The following is a 23,650-nucleotide window of genomic DNA, read 5'->3' as shown; positions in this document are numbered from 1 at the left end:
AAAGTGCAGTAAAAATAGCAAAGTAAAGTGAAATGGAACTTAAAAAAAAAAGCCTTAACGTTTTAAACTAAAGTGACCCTTAAATTGGGAGGAATCTGCCTTAATAAGATACCAATAATCATCTTCTGGCATTTGTTCACCTTGAAAAGTACCATCCCATGAAGTCGAATCTGAATTCCCGAATTTTAAGAGCTTGCCGTAACGGTCAAAAATAGATATGGCTATGTTGCTAAAGATTTCTAATCCGTCAGGTGCAAAAGTATCATTAAATGTATCGCCATTGGGTGTAAAGAATTTAGGAATGACCAAGTGATAAAAATCTTGGGTTACTACGCCACAATCTGTGTTGTCTTGTACATAAATGGTATAGAACCCACCTTCAACGGCATCGAATATGGGGCTGGGTTGAAAAGAAATTCCGTCTAATGAATATTCAAAATTACCGGTATTCATTGTAGCGACCAATATTGATGCGCCATCAGATTCAATTGTATCTATTATTGGTAGGTCTATCTGCTTTACATTAAAATTACGCATGGCAGAACACCCGTTGGTATTCGTAATCAGAACATTGTATTCGCCGGCTGCGGTTACATTGATTAGTTGAGTAGTTTCGCCGGTGTTCCATAGATAAGTGGCATCTTCCACTTCTGCATCTAAAGTTGTAAAAGAATCTTCACATAAAAATGTGCTCATGTCATCTGGTACTATGGGTAGCGGGTTGACAGTTAAGGAAACAGCTGTTCTAGTTGTTGATGCACATTCAATTGTTGTGGAATTTGCTTCTGCGTAATAAGTGCCACCAACACCGATTTCTAAGGTATTGCTTTCTGCCAATACTAAATTACCGCCAATCTCGGCATCATACCAATTAACAATATAGTTGCTTTGTGTGCTTACGGATAATGTGCCTAATTCTCCTTCGCAAATTGTGATATCGCCATTGCTTGTAGGTGCATCTGGTATAGGTAAGACGGTAATATCAAAAACATCTGAGACGACATTACAAAGGTCGTTGTTGATATTGACCGCATCTTCTGCAATTTTTGTTCTAAAATAGGTAGTGGTCGTTACGGCAGGGGTATTCAAAACCGCACTATTTTCACCTGTGATATCTGTCCACGTTTGCTGATCTGTACTTTGTTGCCATTGGTAAGCGTGGGTACTGAAAACAGACGAATCTGGTGTAGCGGTAAGGGTTCTTGAAACACCGCCTTGAGTTTCGCAGACCACTAAGTTGGCTTCATTATTTGAGGTTGAAACGGTAACATTATCTCCACAAGTTCTAAATAAAATATCATCTATGGCAAGGTCATTGCCACAACCGCCATTACTATTGTTTCTCATTTTTAAAATGACCGATGTTTGTCCTGGTTCGGTTTTGAATACCAAAGCATATTGGTCCCACTCGGTGCTGCCGGTATTGAAAATATTTCCTGTATCACCTTGGGCTAAAAGATTAGTGTCCGTTTCGTCCCAAATTTGAAAACGAACGTTAACGGGTATACTGTTGCCTTCGCAGCTATTTGCAGGTTGTAGGTTGATTAGCCAAGAAGAAAATTCATAGGTAGTATTCTCACATAATCCCGTAACCTGACGTTGATAGAACTCCCCGGCAGTAAAACTGGCATTGACGATAAATGCTTTTCCATTGGTGTCTCCAGGGGTATGATCCTGTAATGATAGCCAATCAAAGTAATTTGTGGTGCTAGAAATAGTATAATCCCCATCATTAGGGGTAAAGGCGGTAAAGTTATATGTGGTTGTGCCAGCGGGCAAAGCTGGGCCGTTATTTGTCCCGGCACCAAAATCTTCTGTAAAAATAGGGTCGCCAGAATTGCCACCGCAAAATCCTAATTGGGCTTTCATTTCTATGGAAACCAAACAGAATATGAAAAGTAAAAAGACTAATTTTTTGGGACACATTAATTTCACGATTGTAAGATACCAAATTTAGTCAATTGGCAATAGTTCTATAGTTTGTAGAAGTAAAGCTGTTAATTAGCAATATCTTTTTAACTCTCAACGATTCAACCTATTTTTGCGGCTTACAGAAAAGAAGTAAAGATCATGCAATACAATTTCAACGAAATTGAAGCCAAATGGCAAAAATACTGGGCAGAAAATCAAACATTTAAAGCGGAGAACGATTCTGATAAAGAAAAGTTCTATGTGTTGGATATGTTTCCTTATCCTTCTGGTGCAGGGCTCCATGTTGGGCATCCGTTAGGGTATATTGCAAGTGATATTTATGCACGATATAAGAGGCATAAAGGTTTTAATGTATTGCATCCGCAAGGCTACGATTCTTTTGGTTTGCCGGCGGAGCAGTATGCTATTCAAACAGGTCAGCATCCTGCAATTACTACGGCAGCCAATATCAAAACTTATAGAAGGCAGTTAGATCAATTGGGTTTTTCTTTCGATTGGAGCAGAGAAGTAAGAACTTCTAGTCCTGATTATTACAAATGGACACAGTGGATATTCATACAGATATTCAATTCGTGGTATAATAAGGATACCGATAAGGCAGAAGATATAGAAACCTTGATTTCTAAATTTTCTTCGGATGGAAACGCCAATGTGAATGCCGTATGTGATGAGGATATTGAGGCATTTACAGCTGATGAATGGAAAGCGTATTCTGATGTTAGAAAACAAGAAATACTATTACAATATAGATTAACATATTTGGCGGATACTGAGGTAAACTGGTGTCCTGCACTAGGTACGGTATTGGCAAATGACGAAATCGTAAACGGAGTATCAGAGCGTGGTGGTCACCCGGTTATTCGTAAAAAAATGACCCAATGGAGTATGCGTATATCTGCCTATGCACAACGTTTGTTAGATGGGTTGGATAAAATAGATTGGCCACAACCTTTAAAAGATTCACAAACCAATTGGATTGGAAGAAGTCAGGGAGCAAGTGCTATTTTTAATGTTAAAGACCATGATGAAAAAATAGAGGTATTTACAACAAGACCCGATACCATTTTCGGAGTGTCTTTTATGACCTTGGCACCAGAGCATGAATTAGTAGGTAAAATAACTACACCAGATCAGAAAGCTGAGGTAGAGGCATATATTGAGGCAACGGCAAAGCGTTCTGAACGTGATCGTATGGCAGATGTAAAAACCATATCAGGTGCATTTACAGGAGCCTATGCAGAACATCCATTTACCAAAGAGCCAATTCCGATTTGGATAGGTGATTACGTGTTAGCGGGTTATGGAACAGGAGCTGTGATGTCCGTTCCATGTGGTGATCAGCGCGATTATGATTTTGCAAAACATTTTAATATACCAATCCCTAATATTTTTGAGGGAGTGGATATTTCTGAAGAGGCATTTGCCGATAAGGAGAAGACTGTTATTGCCAACTCTGATTTCTTAAACGGATTACCATACAAGAAAGCAATGAAGCTGGCTATCTATGAGTTGGAAAAAATTGGACATGGCGAAGGAAAAATAAACTATCGTTTGCGCGATGCCGTATTCAGTCGCCAAAGATATTGGGGAGAACCTTTCCCGGTGTATTATGTAGACGGAATGCCGCAGATGATTTCTCCAGAACATTTACCAATTGAGTTACCTGAAGTGGAAAAGTACTTACCTACTGAATCCGGTGAACCACCATTAGGTAACGCTGAGGTATGGGCGTGGGATACTGTTGCCAATAAAGTTGTCAATAATAGCGAGATAAATAATACCACAGTATTTCCGCTAGAGTTGAATACCATGCCAGGTTGGGCAGGTAGTTCTCAATACTTTAATAGGTACATGGACCCGCATAATAGCGAAGAGATATTCTCCGAGAAAGCTATTAATTACTGGCAAGATGTAGATTTATACATAGGTGGTAGTGAGCATGCAACTGGTCACTTATTGTACTCTCGTTTCTGGCAAAAGTTCATGTTCGATAAAGGTTTGGTACCAAAAGATGAGTTTGCCAAAAAGCTGATCAACCAAGGAATGATTACGGGGACTAGTGCGTTTGTTTATAAGTTAGCTCCTTATATTTCAGACTTTTATACAACGGAATCAAATGCTAAAAAAGCAGAAGTAAGAATCGAATTTGGTGATTATTTTTTGTCAAGAGGTTTGATTGATGGTAACTTGTGGGTGCAAAATGACAAGTCAATAAAAGATATTTATATAAGTCATTTAACTAAAGAATACCTGTCTAAAGGTGAGAGCTTTTTATATCAAATTTTTGAGAAAGATTCTATTCATATTTCGGCTATTAAAGGTTTAAATGAAGAAGAAATAGTAAAATACTTGAGTATTAGAATAGGGATAGGGTATGATAAGATAAATGCAGATATTGGGTTATTAAAAACTATCGAGAACGGTGGTGTAGTAAAGTATACTGATGAATTAAATATTGATGATTTTAGAAATTGGCGAGCTGAGTATAAGAATTCTAGCTTTATAGGAGAGAAACGTACGATTATTGATGCAGATAACGATATTTATTTGGTAGGTCGCGAAGTCGAGAAAATGTCTAAATCTAAATACAACGTCGTAAACCCCGATGCTATTTGTGAGGAGTACGGCGCAGACAGTTTGCGTTTGTACGAAATGTTCTTAGGGCCATTAGAGCAATCAAAACCTTGGAACACGGCAGGTATTACGGGAGCACACGGATTCTTGAAAAAAATGTGGCGTCAATACCATACTGGTACAGATGGTGCATTTGTTGTTTCTGAGGAGGAGCCTTCTAAAGAATCATGGAAAACATTGCATAAGACCATTAAAAAGGTAGAAGAAGATATTGAGAATTTTAGTTTCAACACATCCGTATCTACATTTATGATCTGTGTAAATGAACTTTCATCACAAAAATGTGTAAGCAGAAAAGTATTGGAGCCATTGGCAATTTTAGTGTCTCCTTATGCACCTCATATTGCAGAAGAATTATGGAGCAAGTTGGGTCATACAACATCTATAGCTACGGCGCCTTTTCCGAAATTCGAAGAAAAGTATATTAAGGAAAGCGATAAGGAATATCCAATTTCTTTTAATGGTAAAATGAAATTCACCATGCAATTATCTTTAGATTTAAGTAAAGATGAAATAGAAGCAGCGGTTATGGCACATGAAAAAACACAACAGCAACTTGCGGGTAGAACACCTAAAAAGGTAATTGTTGTACCTGGCAAGATTGTGAATATCGTCGGTTAATTCTTCGGTTTTGAACAAAAAAAAGAGGCAATTTTCATTGCCTCTTTTTTTTGTTTAATTATTCGTCAAAGATGTTTCTGGTTTTTAGTGTTATATTGAATGATTAGGTATGAGATTAAATATACCCCTTAAAAAATAGGGGTGTGTTAGCTGTAAAATGATAATTATATCAAGTAACCCCTATGTTTTATCGATTTATTGTTTGATATATGTATAATTAGTTTCAATTTTGCACCTTAATTTAAAATGATAACATCATGATCGTTGGTATTCCAAAAGAAATCAAAAACAATGAAAGCAGGGTAGGTATGACACCGGCCGGAGTTTTCGAATTGGTAAAGAACAACCACAAAGTATATGTACAATCAGATGCTGGTGAAGGCAGTGGATTCTTTAATCAAGATTATCAACAAGCAGGTGCTATCATTTTAGATACCATAGGTCAGGTTTACGCCATGAGTGAAATGATCGTAAAGGTTAAAGAGCCTATTGAAGAAGAATATGATCTAATCCAAAAGGGTCAAATTCTATTTACATATTTCCATTTTGCATCTAGTGAGGCATTGACCAAGGCAATGATCAAGCAAAAAGCAATTTGTATAGCCTATGAAACTGTTGAAGATGAAGAGGGTACATTGCCACTTTTAACGCCAATGTCTGAGGTTGCCGGTAGAATGGCCATACAACAGGGAGCGAAGTATTTAGAGAAACCTGTTAAAGGTCGTGGAGTTCTCTTGGGTGGTGTTCCCGGTGTTGCTCCCGGTAAGGTTTTGGTGTTAGGTGCTGGTGTAGTGGGTATACAAGCTGCTAAAATGGCAGCAGGTTTAGGAGCTCACGTTACTATACTTGATATTAATATGAAACGCTTACGATATGTAAACGATGTAATGCCACCACATGTGGTTACAGAGTTTTCAAACGAGTTTAATATTAGAAGGTTAATTAAAACGCACGACTTAATTATTGGTGGAGTGTTGTTAAAAGGAGCGAAGGCTCCCAATTTAATAACTAGGGATATGTTAAAGGAAATGCGACCAGGCACCGTCATCGTAGACGTTGCTGTTGATCAAGGTGGATGTGTTGAAACTACCAAGCCTACAACGCATGAAGACCCAATTTATATAATAGATGATGTGGTACACTACTCCGTAGCTAATATGCCAGGTGCGGTACCGTACACTTCAACTATGGCATTGACCAATGTAACCTTACCATATGCATTGAAATTGGCTAATTTAGGTTGGGAGGCAGCCTGTGCCAAAGATGCATCTTTAAATAAAGGATTGAATATTGTAGAAGGAAAAGTTGTATATCAAGAAATAATTGAAGCTTTTGGTTGGGAAGAGGTCGTAGCCTAATCTGTACAATTTGTCAGTAAAATATACCCCGTCATATCCGAAAGGAATTTGGCGGGGTTTTTGCTTTTAAATATCTAGATTCTAATTAAAGAATGAATCTTTAGTATATTTAATCGATTTAAAATTTGAAAAATTATGATGGGATATTATATATTGATCGGAGCAATAGCTTTGGTCAGCTGGTTAGTTAGTAATAAATTAAAGAGGAAGTTTAAGCATTATTCAAAAGTCCATTTGCAAAATGGGATGAGTGGTGCTGAAATTGCAGAAAAGATGTTGGTGGATCATGGTATACGCGATGTAAAAGTAGTTTCCACTGCGGGTATGCTTACGGATCACTATAACCCTGCCAATAAAACCGTAAACTTAAGCGAAGGTGTTTATAATCAAAGAAACGCTGCTGCTGCTGCGGTTGCAGCCCATGAGGTTGGTCATGCGGTACAGCATGCTCAAGCATACGAATGGTTAGGTATGCGATCTAAATTAGTACCGATTGTTAGTGTAACATCTAGCATGTCTATGTGGGTCGTATTCGGTGGATTGGCGTTAGGAGCCGCTGCCGGCGTAGGGTTTGGCTATTGGGTAGCTGTTGCCGGTCTTATAATGATGGGTTTGGCAACATTGTTCAGTTTTGTGACCTTGCCTGTTGAATATGATGCAAGTAATAGAGCATTGGCATGGTTAAAGAACAAGAACGTAGTTACTCCGCAAGAGTACAAAGGTTCTGAAGATGCATTGAAATGGGCTGCACGTACCTATTTAGTGGCTGCAATTGGTTCTTTGGCAACATTAGTGTACTGGGGACTTCAAGTATTCGGTGGCAGAGACTAAGATTAAAGTATAACAATAAAAAAGGGAGTCTACATTGTAGACTCCCTTTTTTTATTGTCGATAAAGCTATCTATTTAATACGCTCATCAATTAATTTGAGTGCAATACCTTCTCTGCCTATAACGTCAAAAAGGTCTAGAATGTCTCTCATGGTTTTTTCTTCTTCAAGTTGTTCTTTAACAAACCACTGTAAGAAGTTCTCGACAGCAAAATCTTCTGTTTTCTTAGCCTGGGAAATTATTTTATTGATCGATTTTGTTACTGCAATTTCTTGCTCTAAAGCAGTTTCAAAAATTTCCTCTAAAGAAGAAAAGTCATGGTTGATATTTGATATTTCTGGGGAAATAGCATTACCACCACAATCGTTGATGAATTTAAAAATTTTCATCATGTGCTCACGTTCCTCATTTGCTTGACGGTAAAAAAATTCTGCACTACCCGTATATGAATGCTGATCACACCATGATGCCATTGCTAAATAAGATGAAGAGGCTTTGCCTTCCATTTGTATTTGGTCATTAAGGGCATCTAAAGAAGTGACCTTAATACTCATGTTTAATCTCGCGATATCTTTCATTTCTCTTAAAATTTAGTATAAAAGTAACGACTATATAATGAAATATAGTATCTGCGCCTCAATTTGAATTTAATTTAAGACCAATTATAAATAAGATACACGGTGGGTTTATGAAGTAGTTGCAATATGGTCTACATCTAACGATATAAAACTATATTCGACCAAAGATTTTAAGTCTAACAGCTCAACGGTATTTAATACGAATAAATGTTCTTTGTTGCAAAGCATCAGTACTTCAAATCCGTGTTTGTTGAGGTCGGAATCAAAGTGTTCTTCAATTGAAATGTTTCGCACTTTGCTTCTCAGGGCCAAGAACTGGCAAAAAGATAATTTAATGGTCTTTTGGTTCATGTCAAGATAATGACACTTCTCCTTATCCGATTGATAAAGGGTATAAAATTTAGATTGAAAAACCACTTTCATGGGATCAAAGCTAAAGCTTATTTAGATTAAATCAAAATATTAAATTGTGATTTGCCTATCAATTTGTTGTGCCAAAGAAATAAAGGTTTCTGTTCTTGAGACGCCTTCTATTGCTTGAATTTCCTTGTTCAAAACCTGCATAAGATGTTCGTTGTCACGACAAAGAACTTTAATCAGTATTGACCAGTTGCCAGTAGTATAGTGGCATTCCAATACTTCGGGTATTTTTTCTAATTGCTTAACCGCCATTGGGTTGCTCATTGCTTTATCTAAATAAATGCCTATATAGGCCATTGTGGTGTAACCTAATGATTTTGGATTGACAATGAATTTAGAGCCCGATAATAATCCTGATGCTTCTAGCTTTCGTAAACGTTGGTGTATGGCAGCACCTGAAATACCGATACTTCTAGCAATTTCAAGCACAGGTTTACGGGCATCTTCCATTAAAAACCGTAAGATTTTTTTATCGATTCCGTCAATTTTAGCCAAAGAAGAAGATGTTTTCATGTTTTGTTAAATTAATTACCTCAACCTAGCGGTTAGAGGTATGTATTATTTTAAGGCAAGCCTTAAGTAATAGAATCCTCAATGAGGGATTAAAACATAAAAGTACTTATTTGCTTTCAATATGTTAGTTAAAATAACCTAGGTAACTACAGAATTGGGGTTGTAACCTAAATAGGGCACTTCATATTCCTTAAAATTAACGCCGTAAGATTCCAATTCTTTCAGAATAGGTTCGTAAACCTCCTTTGAGATAGGTATTTGAACCCCTGGTGTAGTTATTTCGCCGTTTAAAATTTTTAATGCTGCCATGGCAACCGGTAAACCTACGGTTTTTGCCATTGCGGTAAAGGTTTGGTTCTCTCCGGTTACCACCAGTTTAGAATCTATTTGTTTCTTTTCCCCGTTCAGTTCATAACCGAACTTATGGTACATAACGATCATATCTTTTTCTTCTGCCTTAAGTGTCCAGCTGTCTTCAAGAATTTTCTGTAGTGCTTGTGCAGGTGTAGCATTTGGTATGCCTATAACTCGGGTTTGGTCAAATATGTTGAGCTCTATTAATTTGTCCCATCGAATATCATCTTGATCTAATTTTAAATAATGTCTAAGCTTAAGTTCTACAGAATCGGTTGGGGAATACGGTAGAAAGAGGTTGATGAAATCTCTATAGCTCATGTTTTCTGAGTTTTCTATAGTATAGGTATCATCTGTAACTCCCAGTTGTATAAACATATTCCATGCCTTTGAAAATCCTACACGACGCATGGTTCCCCTGTAAATTGTTAAGGCATCTTGTAATTGATAGGCTTCTCGGTAGTTGAGAGAATCTCTATTGGCATAGCCTTCAAACCTTCCATAGCCTTCAATTTCAAAAAACTCGGTTCTTCTAAATAAGCGGTGGTAAGGTATATATTTATAGGTGCCTTCTTGTATAAATTTTGCGGTTCCTCCTTGCCCTGCTAGTACCACATTTCGTGGGTTCCAGGTAAATTTATAGTTCCAAAGGTTATTGTCGTGTTCAGGCGCAACCAATCCGCCACAGAAAGATTCGAAAAGAATAATTTTGCCGCCCTTGTCACGAATACGGTCAATTACTTGCATGGCGCTCATATGGTCAACGCCCGGATCTAAACCAATTTCGTTCATAAATACCAGTCCTGCATCCTTTACTTTTGAATCTAACGCCAGTAAATCAGCACTTACATATGATGCTGTAACCAAATGTTTTTTTAATGCTATGCAGTCTTCTGCTACCATGATATGAAAACGGGCAGGTAGCATAGAAATAACTATGTCCGCTTCAGCTATAGAATTCTTTCTATCTGTTTCCTTAAAGATATCCAAACCAATAACCGTACAATGTGTATGGTTCGAGATCGATGATGGTATAGTGGTCGGGTTGATGTCGCCAATAGTAATTTGCAGGTTTTCTGATGCAGCTTTGCCCAGTAGATAATCTAATAAGTAAGAAGTAGATTTACCAGCGCCTATAACAAGAATTTTTCGCATCATACGATTTCAGTATTTTTGATTGGTTAAGATTTACTAAGGTATCAAATTGTTACATTTATAAAAAAAGTTACAGATAAAGTTATGAAAAAAACAATTTTAGTCACTGCATGCTTGTTTGGGATGCTTGCGGTAGTGTTTGGAGCATTTGGGGCTCACGGGTTGAAAAAGTTGGTCGATGCACAGGCGGTAGCAACATTTGAGACTGGGGTGAGGTACCAAATGTACCACGCCTTTTTTCTGGTTGTACTAGGGTTGTTGCCTGAAGGATTCATGAAATCTAAAAAAACCGCCTTTGTATGCACGGTAATAGGGGTCATACTGTTTTCATTTTCCATTTACCTACTATCATTAAATACTTTAGTCGAGTTCGATTTTGCCGTTATAGGAATAGTAACTCCTATCGGTGGGTTGTTTTTGATTACGGCATGGGCGCTTACAGGTTACGGAATATTGAAATCTAAAATGATAAAATAGAAAGACAAATACGTCATTATAGTACTTAAATAATGTATTTTCAACCCATTAATGGCGTTGAAATGAGTAAAACTAAATTATTGGGACTAGTCTTAGGTCCCGTTTCCTTTGTTCTTATACTTTTCTTTTTTCATCCTGACGGACTTTCAGAACAGGCAAATGCTGTTTTGGCTTCTACCATTTGGATAGCTATTTGGTGGATAACCGAAGCTATTCCTATTGCTGTAACCGCATTGTTGCCACTAGTATTGTTTCCGCTGTCTGGAGGGTTAGATTTGTCGTCTACCTCTGGTTCTTTCGGGCACAAATATGTGTTTCTTTATATGGGCGGTTTTATTATCGCCATTGCTATAGAAAAATGGAACTTACATAGAAGAATAGCCTTGAACATTATTCAATTAATTGGTTCAGATGTTAGAAAGATCATACTGGGTTTTATGGTAGCCACCGCTTTTTTGTCTATGTGGATATCCAATACCGCAACTTCGGTAATGATGTTACCTATTGGCTTGGCGATCATTAAACAATTACAGGATAACCCAGAAACTGTTGAAGACGAAAACCAGACCTTTGGTAAGGCGCTTATGCTGGCAATAGCCTATAGTGCATCAATTGGTGGTGTGGCAACCTTAATTGGAACTCCGCCAAATTTAGTGCTGGCCGGAGTGGTGTTAGATACGTATGGCTATGAGATTACATTTATGCAATGGTTTGCATTTGGGTTGCCCATATCGATTATACTCATTTTTATTTGTTGGAAATACTTGACAAAGTACGCGTTTACCTTTAAACAGAAATCCTTTCCCGGAGGTAAGCAAGAAATACAGCGTTTGTTAACCAATCTTGGTAAAATTACCTACGAAGAGAAAGTTGTCGCATTTGTTTTCGCTCTTACTGCATTCTGTTGGATCACCCGTTCATTTTTATTGCAAAAGATATTACCTGGCTTAGATGATACTATCATTGCTATATTTTTTGCGATAATATTGTTCTTGATTCCTTCAAAGAAAAAAGGTGAGCAGTTGATCAATTGGGAAGAAGCGGTAAAAATGCCTTGGGGAATTATATTACTTTTTGGTGGGGGAATGGCTCTTGCCAAAGGTTTTGAATCTAGCGGACTTGCAGTGTGGATCGGTGAGCAAATGACATCATTGTCTGGTTTGCCTATACTCATATTGATTTTAGTATTGATTGCCGCGGTTAACTTTTTAACCGAAATAACTTCTAATCTAGCTACCACGGCCATGCTTTTACCGGTTTTGGCACCTATGGCCTTAACGATAGATGTACACCCGTTCGTTTTAATGGTAGGTGCGGCTGTAGCTGCTTCTTGTGCTTTTATGCTGCCGGTGGCCACACCACCAAACGCAGTGGTTTTCGGATCAGGTTATTTAAGAATACCGGATATGGTAGGAAAAGGTTTTTTTATGAATATAATTTCTATTTTTATACTGACCTTTTTTGTATATTTTATTCTCCCAGAATTATGGGATATTTCAATAAATAGTTTCCCCCAGAAATTCGAATAAATGAAACTATTATTAATTCCAGATAAGTTTGAGGGCTCGTTAACAAGTGAGGCTTTTTCTGATGCTTTTGTTTCCGGTATGAAAAAATCGGGAGTGCCCTTTAGTACGCATTATATTAAGGCTACGGATGGTGGCGAAGGCTTTTTAAATACCATCTCGAAATACAAGCCCTGTATTTCTGTGGATGTAATCAGTGAGAATCCTAAAGGAAAACCCATACGATCATATTATTTGTACAATAAGCAAAGTAATTCTGCATACATAGAATTGGCAAATGCATCTGGTTTGCAATTGCTATCATATGATGAGCGCGACCCTATGGTTACCAGTACCTATGGAACCGGACTTCAGATAAAAGATGCGGTTGAAAAAGGGGTGAAGCATATTTATGTTGGTCTTGGGGCTAGTGCTGCCAACGATGGCGGTATTGGTATTGCCAGTGCCTTAGGATATGACTTTTTAGATGAAAGGGGAGAGGTGTTGATGCCTACAGGGTCTAGTTTGCAATTGATTCAGTCAATAACGGAAACCAGGGTCTCTGATAAATTAAAAGAAGTGAATGTGTATACGGTGCATGATGTTGTAAATCCGTTATTTGGTAAAAATGGTGCTGCTTTCGTATACGCAAAATATAAAGGAGCAAGTGAAAACACCATAACCGAGCTTAATAAAGGTTTAATACGTTTGAACAGGGTGGTTTCTGAAAAATATAAGGTACAGTATAATGATTTACCTGGAACCGGAGCTGCCGGTGGTGCTGCTTATGGATTAAAAGCATTTTTAGAAGCCGAGTTTTTAGGGGCTATGGACTTTAGTACTGAGCTTTCTGGACTAAAAGAATTATTGAACCAAGAAAAATTCGATTACATCATTACTGGCGAAGGTAAAATAGACGAGCAGAATTTAAACAGTAAGTTGTTACAAGGGGTAATCATGCTAGGTGAAAATTATAATATTCCGGTTATTACTATGTGTGGTGCACTGCAAATACCAAAAGATGCTTTGAAGGAAAAAGGCGTTTTTGATGTGGTTGAGATCCAAGATAAAGACAAAGATCTTGAATATAATATGAAGAATGCTGCTATGCTTTTAGCTGCTAAAACTGCAGAATATTTCATCTAAAAATAAACAAAAAAAAACGTTTTTTTTATTTATTTCTTAAAATTTTAAGGTGGAAATAACAATAATGCAAATATTGAGCGTTATTGCTTTATAATGTGTATTAAAAAGAATAAAGTACCTGCGAATAATTTTCCTTTTTCGTCTATCTTTAATTGAATTCGTATTTCTATAGGGGCATTTGCTAATTGAGCGCTGAAAATCAGTAGTTCAGCTTTTATTTTTTTTAGTTTTACACGAACAAATTTTCTAAAGCATGAAAAGCTCAATGACAAATGCGAATACCATATCCCTAGAAAGCTACGGGATTACACACGCCAGTTTTCATTATCAAGAAACCCCTGAACAGCTTCAAAAAGCTACTCTAGAAATGGATATGGGAGTTGAAACAAGCAATGGAACACTTGCGGTCAAAACAGGTGAATTTACAGGTAGGTCTCCTATGGATAGATTTATCGTAAAAGATGACATTACTAAAGATAAGGTCTGGTGGGGTGATATCAATATTGCATTTGAAAAGGAAAAATTCGATGCACTGTACACTAAAGTGATAGACTATTTAAATAGTAAAGAACTTTTTGTTCGGGATAGTTACGCATGTGCAGATGAAGACTATAAGTTGAATATTAGGGTCATTAATGAGTACCCTTGGTCAAATATGTTTGCCTATAATATGTTCTTGCGTCCTACGGAAGCCGAATTGCAAGATTTTACTCCTGAGTGGACGGTGATCAATGCTCCTGGTTTTATGGCTGATCCTGCTGTTGACGGCACAAGACAGCATAATTTTGCAATTTTAAACTTTACCGATAAAATAGCATTGATCGGTGGTACAGGTTATACCGGTGAAATCAAGAAGGGTATTTTTTCTGCGTTGAATTTTATATTGCCGGTCTATAAAGAGACTTTACCGATGCATTGTTCTTCCAACGTTGGGGAAGATGGTGATACCGCTATCTTTTTTGGATTGTCAGGTACAGGAAAAACAACGCTATCAACCGATCCAAATAGAAAGTTGATAGGTGATGATGAACATGGCTGGACCAGTAGAAATACGGTCTTCAATTTTGAAGGAGGTTGTTATGCCAAGGTTATTAATTTATCTAAAGAGCAAGAACCGGAAATTTACGGAGCCATCAAGCCTGGTGCAATTTTGGAAAACGTTGTTTTGGACGATAACGGAAATGTAGATTTTGCCGATACTTCAATTACTCAAAATACAAGGGTGAGTTATCCAATTCACCATATTGATAATATTCAGCAGCCATCCATAGGTAAGAACGTTAAAAATATTTTCTTTTTGACTGCCGATGCTTTTGGTGTACTGCCTCCAATATCTAAATTAACCCCTAGTCAGGCTGCATACCATTTCATTTCTGGCTATACGGCAAAAGTTGCGGGTACAGAAGCTGGTGTTGTAGAACCGGTACCATCATTTTCAGCATGTTTTGGAGCACCGTTTATGCCCTTGCACCCAACCAAATATGCAGAAATGTTGAGTAAGAAAATGAAAGAATCGGGTGTAGATGTTTGGTTGGTCAATACGGGGTGGACAGGTGGTCCTTACGGTGTAGGTACACGAATGAAGCTGAAATATACAAGAGCCATGATCTCTGCTGCCTTAAGCGGAAAGTTGGGCTTATATTCCTATGATAAATACCATATACATTCCGTATTCGGTGTTGCGCAGCCAAGAGAATGTCCTGGTGTACCAACTTCGGTTCTGAGTCCTAGAGCTACTTGGAACGATGATGAAAAATATTATACCACTGCGTTTAAGTTGACAAATGCTTTTAGGGAAAACTTTAAAAAGTTCGAAAGCTACGCCAGTGAAGAAATAAGAAGAGGCGGACCACAACGGTACGCATTTTAAGACACAAAAAAAGCCTTGCAATGCAAGGCTTTTTTAATATGTAATTCTTTGCGTTATTATTTATTAACGCTCATAATATACTTTTGTAACGCCATGGTCATAGATGGTGTTTCTGGCGTTGGAGCTTTAATATCTATTCGGAGTCCTGCATCTGTGGCAGCATCAACGGTAGAATTTCCAAATACAGCTATTCGCGTATTTTTTTGGTCAAAATCTGGAAAGTTCTGTAATAAAGATTCAATACCGGAAGGACTAAAGAACACAAGAATGTCATAATAAACATTTCTTAAGTCAGATAAGTCGCTTATAACCGTTTTGTAAAAGATAGCTCTTTTCCAGTTGATACCTAAAGATTCTAAAGTCTCAGGTACAATAGGCTTAAGTACATCTGAAGAAGGAAGTAAGAATTTTTCATCTTTATACTTCTTGATCAACGGTACTAAATCAGAAAACAATCTCTTACCAACATAAATCTTACGTTTTCTATAGACCACGTATTTTTGAAGGTAATAGGCAACCGCTTCAGATTGGCAGAAGTATTTCATTGAATCTGGCACTTTAAAGCGCATTTCATCTGCAATTCTAAAGAAATGGTCTACTGCATTTCTACTTGTTAAGATAATCGCTGTAAAATCGTTCAGATCGATCTTTTGCTGGCGCACTGTTTTTGCGTCAACTCCTTCTACATGAATGAACGGTCTAAAATCAACCTTTACTTTCTCTTTGTCAATAAGCTTGGAATAGGGGGAGTTTTCCATTTTTGGCTCAGGTTGAGAGACCAAAATCGTTTTTACTTTCATATGCTGCACTATTTTAGAAAGCTTCCCATAATAACTAAGGGTGCAATTTCGAGTGCGCAAAGGTACAAAATAAAATAGAAAAAATACGTACTTATAAATTTTTGATAGTTGTTTAGAACTGCTATCCAGCCAATTGTGTTGATTGCAAAAAATAATATCAACGCGATAATAATGGTAATTTTTGAGTCTATAAAAATATAGGCTAAAAATACATTGGCAATAAATAGAATAATACCAGAATAATTAAAGTAGGTTAATTTCTTAAATATCAGCTCGTTAAAAGTTTTGTACGAATTAAAAATGAATCCGTTGAACAGTTGTGCCATGGTTTTTGCACCGATAAATAAGAAAACACCTGCAAGTAGTAAAGGAAAAATATACGGGTTTTTTGCTTCGGTAGGATTGAAGTATGAGCGCCAAATAAAAAAAATAAAAAGTGTAGTATTGATCACTTGAAAGACACTCATTAGAAAATGAAACCAATTAAATAGCTTTTCTTTCTTAGTATATGTGCTAATGTACTTGTTGTTGAACGGGAGTATAATGAAATTTAAAAATCGAGGATAATAGATACTTTTCGCAATTATTGGGAATAAAAGACTCACCACAAGTGTTATGGTGATCCAATCGGTTTGTCCAAATGTTCTTGCAATAGGTTCCATTATTTTACAGAAATTGGTTTACCGTTTAATCCGTATAACAGATCATTTTCAGATATCACGACCCTAAAGTACCCAATGTTTTCCTTTTTTGTTTTTGGTAACTGAAATTTAAATACCGTCGTATCCAGTTTTTTTAATCTTGTAATAGTATTTTGGGTCGTTTTAGGATGTATTCTTAGTGTTTCTAATGGGTGTTTGTAGTCATCCATATAGGTAATGGCGAATTTCAGTTTTTTTAGGTCAATGTCTTCTTTGTACGGGTTATACACTTCAAGGTTTAAAGGCTCATCAGTATTTAAAGTTACCTCATCGTTCTCGATAATACAGTCTAATTTTCGGTAAGATTGAAAGTTAGAAATGTATTTTCCCTTATAGAGTCCGCCACTCTCCCTTGTATAAGTAAATGTTGGGTTGTTTAAATATTTAGAAACATAGGCAACATCTTTACCCCGTACTTGTTCTTCTGCATCGTTAATTGAATATTGGTTCTTACGATACATAAAGTTGTTTAACGAAAATGTTGGTGTGCCGTTGGTGTAAAAGGCATACATGGGGGCGTTTCTGTATGAGTTTTCGAAAACTACAGGTATGTTTCCAACTTCATCTTCAATGGCTTTTGCCCATTCTTTATTGCCATGGCTTTCGTAATAGAAATTAAATAGAAGCGGTTGATAAGCAAGCCCTATTCTCAAATAGATGATCAACACGGTATTAACGAGTCCTAATCTAAAAATCCAGGTTAGCGCCTGTTTATTGTTTAGCATGTAGTTATAGGCGATAACTACCATAGGAATACAAACAATAATAATCCATTGCGTTTGCACTCTTCTATTGAAACTAGATACAAAGAAGAAAATTAACACGCCATACGTTAGGTATATCAATGCTTTATTGAACAGATCGTTCCCTTTGGTTTTAAATAATGCTTTATAGACAAACGGAAATGTTAAACCGAAAATGGCAACCAAGTTTACAAAGAAGCCTAAGGTATATTTCTCGAAACTATATGCTCCGTTCGGTCTTTCGTATAAATGATATTTTATGGATACAAAGTCATTTTCGTATAACCAGTAAAAATGCGGCGCATAGCAACATAACGCAACAATTACGGCAAGCCAAGCATATTTGCTGGTGGTTAATTTTAAATTAGATAGTAGTACAAAGAAAATAACTAAAACCGCATGGTACTTACTATACATTAGTGCAGCCATAAAAACACCCATTATTATGGCCAAGCCCCAAGTTGGGTTTTTTATAAAATGCTTGTATGTCAGTAAAAAGCAACTTGTAAAAAATAAAAGAGGGGTGTCTGGTAATGTAAAAAATCCGTAGGCATTTAGCAGCGTCATTGAAAACACCAGTACAAAAAAATGCTTGATGTAATCATTCTTTTTTGGGTTGTCGATCATTAGCCAAAGAAGAATTATGTTCACTGCAGAGAGTATACAGCTCATAAAACGTACGCCTAGCTCGCCGTTGAAAAAGAAACTACTGATCTTTACAAGTAGCGCTACCATGGGTGGGTGATCAAAATAGCCCCATGCCATATTTTGGCTATAATACCAGTAATAGGCCTCATCAAAAATGAGTTGCGTAAAACTAGATTGTAAAAGGTTTAGAATGAAAATAACAGCTAAAAAATAATAAAACTGCTTAGGTATTTTAGTCAACATTTGCATAAAGTACTAAGTGGTAAAATTACAAATTTAAGACTACCTACCTAGTTTAAATATTTCATAAAGATATTGTAGGCCATTTTAAGACGACTTTTAAAACCTTACTTTTGTCGAAACACCTAGAAATAACTTATGTCCAGTAGTATAGTAATCATACCTACTTATAATGAAATTGAAAATGTAGAGGCTATAATTAGGGCTGTATTTGTCTTGCAAAAAGAGTTTCATGTACTTATTGTAGATGATAATTCCCCAGATAAAACAGGAGATTGTGTTCGCGGGCTTCAAGAAGAGTTCAAGGGGAAACTGTTTTTGGAGACCAGATTGGAGAAGTCTGGTTTAGGTACCGCCTATATACATGGTTTTAAATGGGCAATAGCAAAAGGCTACGAATATATTTTTGAGATGGATGCCGATTTTTCGCATACTCCTTCAGATTTGTTGAGACTTTTAAAGGCATGTGAAAATGGTGCGGACCTAGCAGTAGGTTCTCGTTACAAAAAAGGGGTGAATGTAGTTAATTGGCCATTGTATAGGGTATTGTTATCTTATGGAGCCTCAGTCTATGTAAAGTTGGTAACCGGTATGCGCGTAGATGATCCCACTGCTGGTTTTGTTTGCTATAAAAGAGAGGTGTTGGAAGCTATAAATTTAGACTCCGTTCGTTTTGTGGGTTATGCATTTCAAATAGAGATGAAATTTAGGGCGTACTTAAAACATTTTAAGATAGAAGAAGTTTCCATTATTTTTAGAGATCGAGTATTGGGAAAGTCAAAAATGAGCTCTTCAATTATCAGTGAAGCTATTTGGGGAGTATTTATAATGAAAATGAGAAGTTTGTTTTTGAAAAATAAGTTTTAAAATATGGGTAAAATATTATTGAAGAACGGTACAATTGTTAATGAGGGAATAGTACAGGAAAGTGATATTCTTATTGTTGATGATGTAATTTCAAAAATAGCAAAAGATATTTCAGATGCCGATGCAGAAGTCATTGATGTATCTGGCATGCATATTATACCTGGGGTAATAGATGACCAAGTTCATTTTAGAGAGCCTGGTCTTACCCATAAAGGAACAATAGCCACAGAAAGTAGGGCTGCACTTGCGGGTGGTATTACCACGTTTATGGAGCAACCCAATACCACGCCACAAACAACGACCATAGAAAAATTGGAAGAGAAATTCGCTACTGCCTCAAATTCGGCATTCGCAAATTATTCCTTTCTTTTTGGTGGCACCAATGACAACCTTGAGGAGTTAAAAAGGTTGGATAAAAACGCCTGTTCGGGCATAAAATTATTCTTGGGATCCTCCACTGGTAATATGTTGGTTGATGACGAAAAAGTCATTGAAAATATTTTCAGTAATACAGAGATGGTCATTTCTGCCCATTGTGAAGATGAAACCACCATACGTGAGAATTTAGCGAAGTATAAGTCGCAGTATGGAGACGATATTCCTGTTGAATTGCATCCTATTATAAGAAGTGAAGAAGCCTGTTATCTTTCCTCTTCAAGAGCAATTGCTTTGGCTAAGAAAACGGGAGCCAGATTGCATGTGTTTCATTTATCCACAGGAAAAGAGACCGATTTGTTCCGTAATGATATTCCGTTGGAACAAAAGAAAATTACCGCTGAGGTCTGTATACATCATCTATGGTTTACAGATGCCGATTATGCAAATAAAGGTACATTGATCAAATGGAACCCGGCAGTGAAAACAGCAACCGATAGAGAAATGTTGTGGAATGCCTTGTTAGATGACAGAATAGATGTTATCGCAACAGATCACGCTCCTCATTTATTGGAAGAAAAAAACAATGTATATACCAAAGCACCTTCTGGTGGACCATTAGTACAACATGCATTGAATGCCATGTTGGAAAAGGTGAAAGACGGAACAATAACCGTAGAGAAAATGGTGCAGAAAATGTGTCATAATCCTGCGATATTGTTTCAGATAGAAAAACGTGGGTATATCCGTGAAGGGTATTATGCAGATTTAGTTGTGGCAGATTTAAATAACCCATGGACGGTTACGAAGGAGAATATTGCATACAAATGTAAATGGTCTCCTTTTGAGGATACTACATTTTCATCTAAAGTAATACATACGTTCATAAACGGTCATTTAGGGTATAGCAAGGGTCAGTTTTCTGAAAAAAGAAATGCAAAAAGACTTACATTCAATAGACCATGAGAAAAATTTTATATCTAATCGTAGCGGTATTGATGTTTTTTGCGTGTGCAGAAGAACTCATAGAAAAACCGGATAATTTAATACCAGAAGATAAAATGGTGACCATCATTAAAGATATGGCCATTGTCAATGCCGGTAAAGCTACAAACTTGGGTAAATTAAGAGAGAACGGTATAGATCCAACCTCGTATATATTTAAAAAGTATGAGATCGATAGCGCTCAGTTCGTAAACAGTGATCGTTACTATGCGTCAAAACCACTGGTGTACGAGAACATGTATAAACAAGTGGAAACAGAACTGGAAGATCAACGGTTAAAATTGGAGGCAGAAAAAAAGATTCGTGATAGTATTAGCCAAGCAGCGAAAGTTAAAAAAGCGGTAGACCTTAAGGAGAAAGATTCAACTTCGGTTAAGAATGTTCAGCAATAAATAACTTTGAGGAAAAGACGACTTGTTTGTCAATAGGCTCAAAATTGGTTTGTATAACCTGTTTAATTTTAGAATTGTCAAAAGTGCTACGGTGTTTTAATCCATAGATCGTATTTTTTGTAATGGTTCTGGTGCCAGAGGTAAAAATAGTTTTTAGCTTATCAAATATTCTTCCAATATACAATTGCCAAAACTTAAGGGCTTTTGTAGGAGGTCTTTTTTCCATGGCCAAAGAAATTTTATGTAGTATTTCTTTGTAAGTTAGATTTTCGGCCACTAGAATATAACGCTCACTATGTATACCAGAATTCATAAGGGTGATCATTATAGAAACAACATCCAACACGCTAATAAAACCAGACCCACCAGGTGGATAATAACTATAGCCTTTTGATGCGGTTTTAAAAAAAGAACCACTACCGGAATTCCAAAATCCCGGACCAAGAATTACACCGGGATTTACAATTACCACGTTCAAATTTTCTTGTGCACCACGCCACACTTCCATTTCGGCAAGGTGCTTTGTAATGGCATACGGGTTTGCGTTCTGCCTAGTCCATTCGGTCTCTTCGTTAGCCGCTTCGCCGTTGAGTGTTCTACCAATGGTGCCAATGGTACTTACATGACATAATTTTTCTACACCCGCGTCTATGCAAATGTTAACAATGTTAGCAGTGCCTTCTCTATTAATTCGTTCCAGTTTTTTAAAATCAGACGGGTCAAAAGAGATAAAGGCAGCACAGTGGTATACATGTGTAATGCTCGTCATCGCATTTTCTAAAAAAGGAATATCTAAAATATCGCCCTTGATCCATTCAATTTTATTGAAAAGGGAAGTTGCTTCATTAGAATAATAACCAAACACTTTTTTTACCTGAGAAAGTTTGTCGGCAGATCTATATAATGCCCTAACCGGTATATTGTCCGTTGTTAATTTCAGTAGCAAATGCGACCCCACCAAACCTGTGCCTCCTGTAACTAATACCATAATTCAAATTTAGGGAATACAAGTGGATAAATTCATGCTTTAATCTACTGTGTACTGGCAAGAATTCCATTTATATTTGCAATTCAATTAAAATTAAGCAAGAGATGACAAATTTTGTCAAAGAATTACAATGGCGCGGTATGTTACATGATGCTATGCCGGGCACAGAAGAACATTTATTGGAAGGTATGCAATCTGCATATGTAGGTATTGATCCTACAGCAGATTCTTTACATATAGGTCATTTGGTTGGGGTAATGATGTTACGCCATTTTCAATTGGCAGGGCATAAACCCTACGCATTGATCGGTGGTGCTACCGGTATGATCGGTGATCCTTCTGGTAAATCTGCAGAACGTAATTTACTTGATGAAAAAACATTACGCCATAATCAAGAGGCATTAAAAGAGCAATTATCGCGTTTTTTGGATTTTTCTGGAGAAGAGGATAATGCTGCAGTGTTGGTGAATAATTATGATTGGATGAAGAACTTCTCGTTCTTGGAATTCATTAGAGACGTAGGTAAGCATATTACCGTAAATTACATGATGTCTAAAGACTCTGTAAAAAAACGTCTTTCTGCAGAATCAAAAGAAGGTATGTCATTTACAGAATTCACATATCAATTGGTACAAGGTTATGATTTTCTTCACCTATACAAAGAGCATAACTGTAGTTTGCAAATGGGTGGTAGCGACCAATGGGGCAACATTACTACAGGTACGGAATTAATTAGAAGAATTGCAGGAGGAAAAGGGTATGCCCTAACCTGTCCGTTAATTACAAAAGCAGATGGTACCAAGTTTGGAAAAACTGAAGGCGGTAACGTATGGTTGGATGCGGAAAGAACATCACCTTACAAATTTTACCAATATTGGTTGAATACATCAGATGAAGATGCCGATAAATATATAAAGATCTTTACGTTTTTAGGTCAGCAAGAAATTGAGGAACTAATTGCACAACACAAAGAAGCTCCGCATTTAAGACTGCTTCAAAAGAGATTGGCAGATGAAATAACCGTTATGGTACATTCGCAAGAAGACCTTGACAATGCTGTTAAAGCCAGTCAAATTCTATTCGGTAAATCTACGGCATCAGATTTAAAAGGGTTGAATGAAAAAACGTTTTTAGAGATATTCGATGGCGTTCCACAAGCCGAGCTTACTAAATCTGAATTAGCCGATGGTCTTGATATGATCGGGGCTTTGGCCGCTAAAACTAATTTCTTGGGATCAAACGGTGAGGCAAGAAGAGAATTAAAGCAAAATTCTATTTCAGTAAACAAAGAAAAGGTAAAAGAAGACTTTTTAATAACTGCAGATGATTTGATTAATGATAAGTTTGTATTGCTACAGAGAGGTAAGAAAAACTATTTTGTGCTTGTATTCAATGACTAATATATAGTTGTTTTTATCCTTAAGATACTATTTAAGTATCCCCTTAGTTTTTAAAATAATTAAGGGGATACTTCGTTATTAACCATAAACCCCTGAAT

Annotated in this window: 20 protein-coding genes; 11 read left to right on the top strand and 9 right to left on the bottom strand. The window is 36.9% G+C overall.

The window, feature by feature from the left end:
• Window positions 1-54 precede the first annotated feature (54 nt).
• Complete coding sequence (locus DCS95_RS13110; protein WP_164674193.1) at window positions 55-1,869, bottom strand: T9SS type B sorting domain-containing protein; 1,815 nt, start codon at window positions 1,867-1,869, stop codon at window positions 55-57.
• Between the two features lie 201 nt (window positions 1,870-2,070).
• Here DCS95_RS13110 and DCS95_RS13105 point away from each other — a divergent pair, with 201 nt between their 5' ends.
• The 3 genes from DCS95_RS13105 (at window position 2,071) to DCS95_RS13095 (ending at window position 7,376) form a co-directional block, all read left to right on the top strand.
• Window positions 2,071-5,187: a leucine--tRNA ligase gene (locus DCS95_RS13105; protein ID WP_116771238.1), complete on the top strand. Its 3,117-nt coding sequence runs from the start codon at window positions 2,071-2,073 to the stop codon at window positions 5,185-5,187.
• A gap of 257 nt (window positions 5,188-5,444) precedes the next feature.
• Window positions 5,445-6,545: an alanine dehydrogenase gene (ald, locus tag DCS95_RS13100; RefSeq protein ID WP_116771237.1), complete on the top strand. Its 1,101-nt coding sequence runs from the start codon at window positions 5,445-5,447 to the stop codon at window positions 6,543-6,545.
• A 135-nt stretch (window positions 6,546-6,680) separates the two neighbouring features.
• Complete coding sequence (locus tag DCS95_RS13095) at window positions 6,681-7,376, top strand: zinc metallopeptidase (RefSeq protein WP_116771236.1); 696 nt, start codon at window positions 6,681-6,683, stop codon at window positions 7,374-7,376.
• A gap of 70 nt (window positions 7,377-7,446) precedes the next feature.
• On the opposite strand, the gene DCS95_RS13090 is transcribed toward DCS95_RS13095, so the two are convergent.
• The 4 genes from DCS95_RS13090 to DCS95_RS13075 form a co-directional block, all read right to left on the bottom strand.
• Complete coding sequence (locus DCS95_RS13090) at window positions 7,447-7,953, bottom strand: ferritin (protein ID WP_116771235.1); 507 nt, start codon at window positions 7,951-7,953, stop codon at window positions 7,447-7,449.
• Between the two features lie 108 nt (window positions 7,954-8,061).
• Window positions 8,062-8,376 (bottom strand): hypothetical protein, encoded by a 315-nt coding sequence (locus DCS95_RS13085; protein WP_116771234.1) that lies wholly within the window; start codon window positions 8,374-8,376, stop codon window positions 8,062-8,064.
• A gap of 39 nt (window positions 8,377-8,415) precedes the next feature.
• A complete protein-coding gene (locus DCS95_RS13080; RefSeq protein WP_116771233.1) occupies window positions 8,416-8,886 on the bottom strand; it encodes an Lrp/AsnC ligand binding domain-containing protein in 471 nt (156 codons plus the stop codon).
• A 138-nt stretch (window positions 8,887-9,024) separates the two neighbouring features.
• Window positions 9,025-10,398, bottom strand: coding sequence for a saccharopine dehydrogenase family protein (locus tag DCS95_RS13075; protein ID WP_116771232.1), 1,374 nt, complete (start codon window positions 10,396-10,398; stop codon window positions 9,025-9,027).
• A gap of 81 nt (window positions 10,399-10,479) precedes the next feature.
• Here DCS95_RS13075 and DCS95_RS13070 point away from each other — a divergent pair, with 81 nt between their 5' ends.
• The 4 genes from DCS95_RS13070 (at window position 10,480) to pckA (ending at window position 15,393) form a co-directional block, all read left to right on the top strand.
• On the top strand, window positions 10,480-10,872 hold the full coding sequence (locus tag DCS95_RS13070) for a DUF423 domain-containing protein (protein ID WP_116771231.1): 393 nt from the start codon (window positions 10,480-10,482) through the stop codon (window positions 10,870-10,872).
• Between the two features lie 62 nt (window positions 10,873-10,934).
• On the top strand, window positions 10,935-12,401 hold the full coding sequence (locus DCS95_RS13065; protein ID WP_116771718.1) for an SLC13 family permease: 1,467 nt from the start codon (window positions 10,935-10,937) through the stop codon (window positions 12,399-12,401).
• Entirely contained in the window at window positions 12,402-13,523 is a 1,122-nt protein-coding gene (locus DCS95_RS13060) for a glycerate kinase family protein (RefSeq protein ID WP_116771230.1), read from the top strand.
• A 253-nt stretch (window positions 13,524-13,776) separates the two neighbouring features.
• Complete coding sequence (pckA, locus tag DCS95_RS13050) at window positions 13,777-15,393, top strand: phosphoenolpyruvate carboxykinase (ATP) (RefSeq protein ID WP_116771228.1); 1,617 nt, start codon at window positions 13,777-13,779, stop codon at window positions 15,391-15,393.
• Between the two features lie 56 nt (window positions 15,394-15,449).
• Here the strand turns inward: pckA and DCS95_RS13045 are convergent, their stop codons facing one another.
• The 3 genes from DCS95_RS13045 to DCS95_RS13035 are packed head-to-tail and all read right to left on the bottom strand — an operon-like array spanning window position 15,450 to window position 18,528.
• Window positions 15,450-16,193, bottom strand: coding sequence for a uroporphyrinogen-III synthase (locus DCS95_RS13045; protein ID WP_116771227.1), 744 nt, complete (start codon window positions 16,191-16,193; stop codon window positions 15,450-15,452).
• 8 nt (window positions 16,194-16,201) lie between these two features.
• Complete coding sequence (locus DCS95_RS13040; protein ID WP_116771226.1) at window positions 16,202-16,855, bottom strand: DUF4271 domain-containing protein; 654 nt, start codon at window positions 16,853-16,855, stop codon at window positions 16,202-16,204.
• A complete protein-coding gene (locus DCS95_RS13035) occupies window positions 16,855-18,528 on the bottom strand; it encodes an ArnT family glycosyltransferase (protein WP_116771717.1) in 1,674 nt (557 codons plus the stop codon). Before DCS95_RS13035 ends, DCS95_RS13040 begins: the two co-directional genes overlap by 1 nt.
• A 135-nt stretch (window positions 18,529-18,663) precedes the next feature.
• Between DCS95_RS13035 and DCS95_RS13030 the strand changes: the two genes are divergently transcribed.
• Genes DCS95_RS13030 through DCS95_RS13020 form a run of 3 tightly spaced genes read left to right on the top strand, consistent with a single transcriptional unit; the run spans window position 18,664 to window position 21,164 of the window.
• Window positions 18,664-19,392, top strand: coding sequence for a polyprenol monophosphomannose synthase (locus DCS95_RS13030; RefSeq protein ID WP_116771225.1), 729 nt, complete (start codon window positions 18,664-18,666; stop codon window positions 19,390-19,392).
• 3 nt (window positions 19,393-19,395) lie between these two features.
• Window positions 19,396-20,733 (top strand): dihydroorotase, encoded by a 1,338-nt coding sequence (locus DCS95_RS13025; RefSeq protein ID WP_116771224.1) that lies wholly within the window; start codon window positions 19,396-19,398, stop codon window positions 20,731-20,733.
• Entirely contained in the window at window positions 20,730-21,164 is a 435-nt protein-coding gene (locus DCS95_RS13020; RefSeq protein ID WP_116771223.1) for a DUF4296 domain-containing protein, read from the top strand. The genes DCS95_RS13025 and DCS95_RS13020 overlap by 4 nt, the downstream gene beginning before the upstream one ends.
• Here DCS95_RS13020 and DCS95_RS13015 read toward each other — a convergent pair.
• Window positions 21,145-22,152 carry an NAD-dependent epimerase/dehydratase family protein gene (locus DCS95_RS13015; RefSeq protein ID WP_116771222.1) on the bottom strand — a complete coding sequence of 336 codons (1,008 nt, stop codon included), beginning with the start codon at window positions 22,150-22,152 and terminating at the stop codon, window positions 21,145-21,147. The two genes, DCS95_RS13020 and DCS95_RS13015, sit on opposite strands and share 20 nt — an antisense overlap.
• Before the next feature lie 104 nt (window positions 22,153-22,256).
• On the opposite strand from DCS95_RS13015, the gene tyrS reads away from it, so the two are divergent.
• Window positions 22,257-23,552: a tyrosine--tRNA ligase gene (tyrS, locus tag DCS95_RS13010; RefSeq protein ID WP_116771221.1), complete on the top strand. Its 1,296-nt coding sequence runs from the start codon at window positions 22,257-22,259 to the stop codon at window positions 23,550-23,552.
• The last annotated feature ends 98 nt before the right edge of the window (window positions 23,553-23,650 follow it).

It is taken from the genome of Maribacter litoralis (genome assembly GCF_003075045.1).
Taxonomy (GTDB): domain Bacteria; phylum Bacteroidota; class Bacteroidia; order Flavobacteriales; family Flavobacteriaceae; genus Maribacter; species Maribacter litoralis.
Note: the sequence above shows the minus strand (reverse complement) of the source record. Positions and strands in the feature narration are given on the sequence as shown.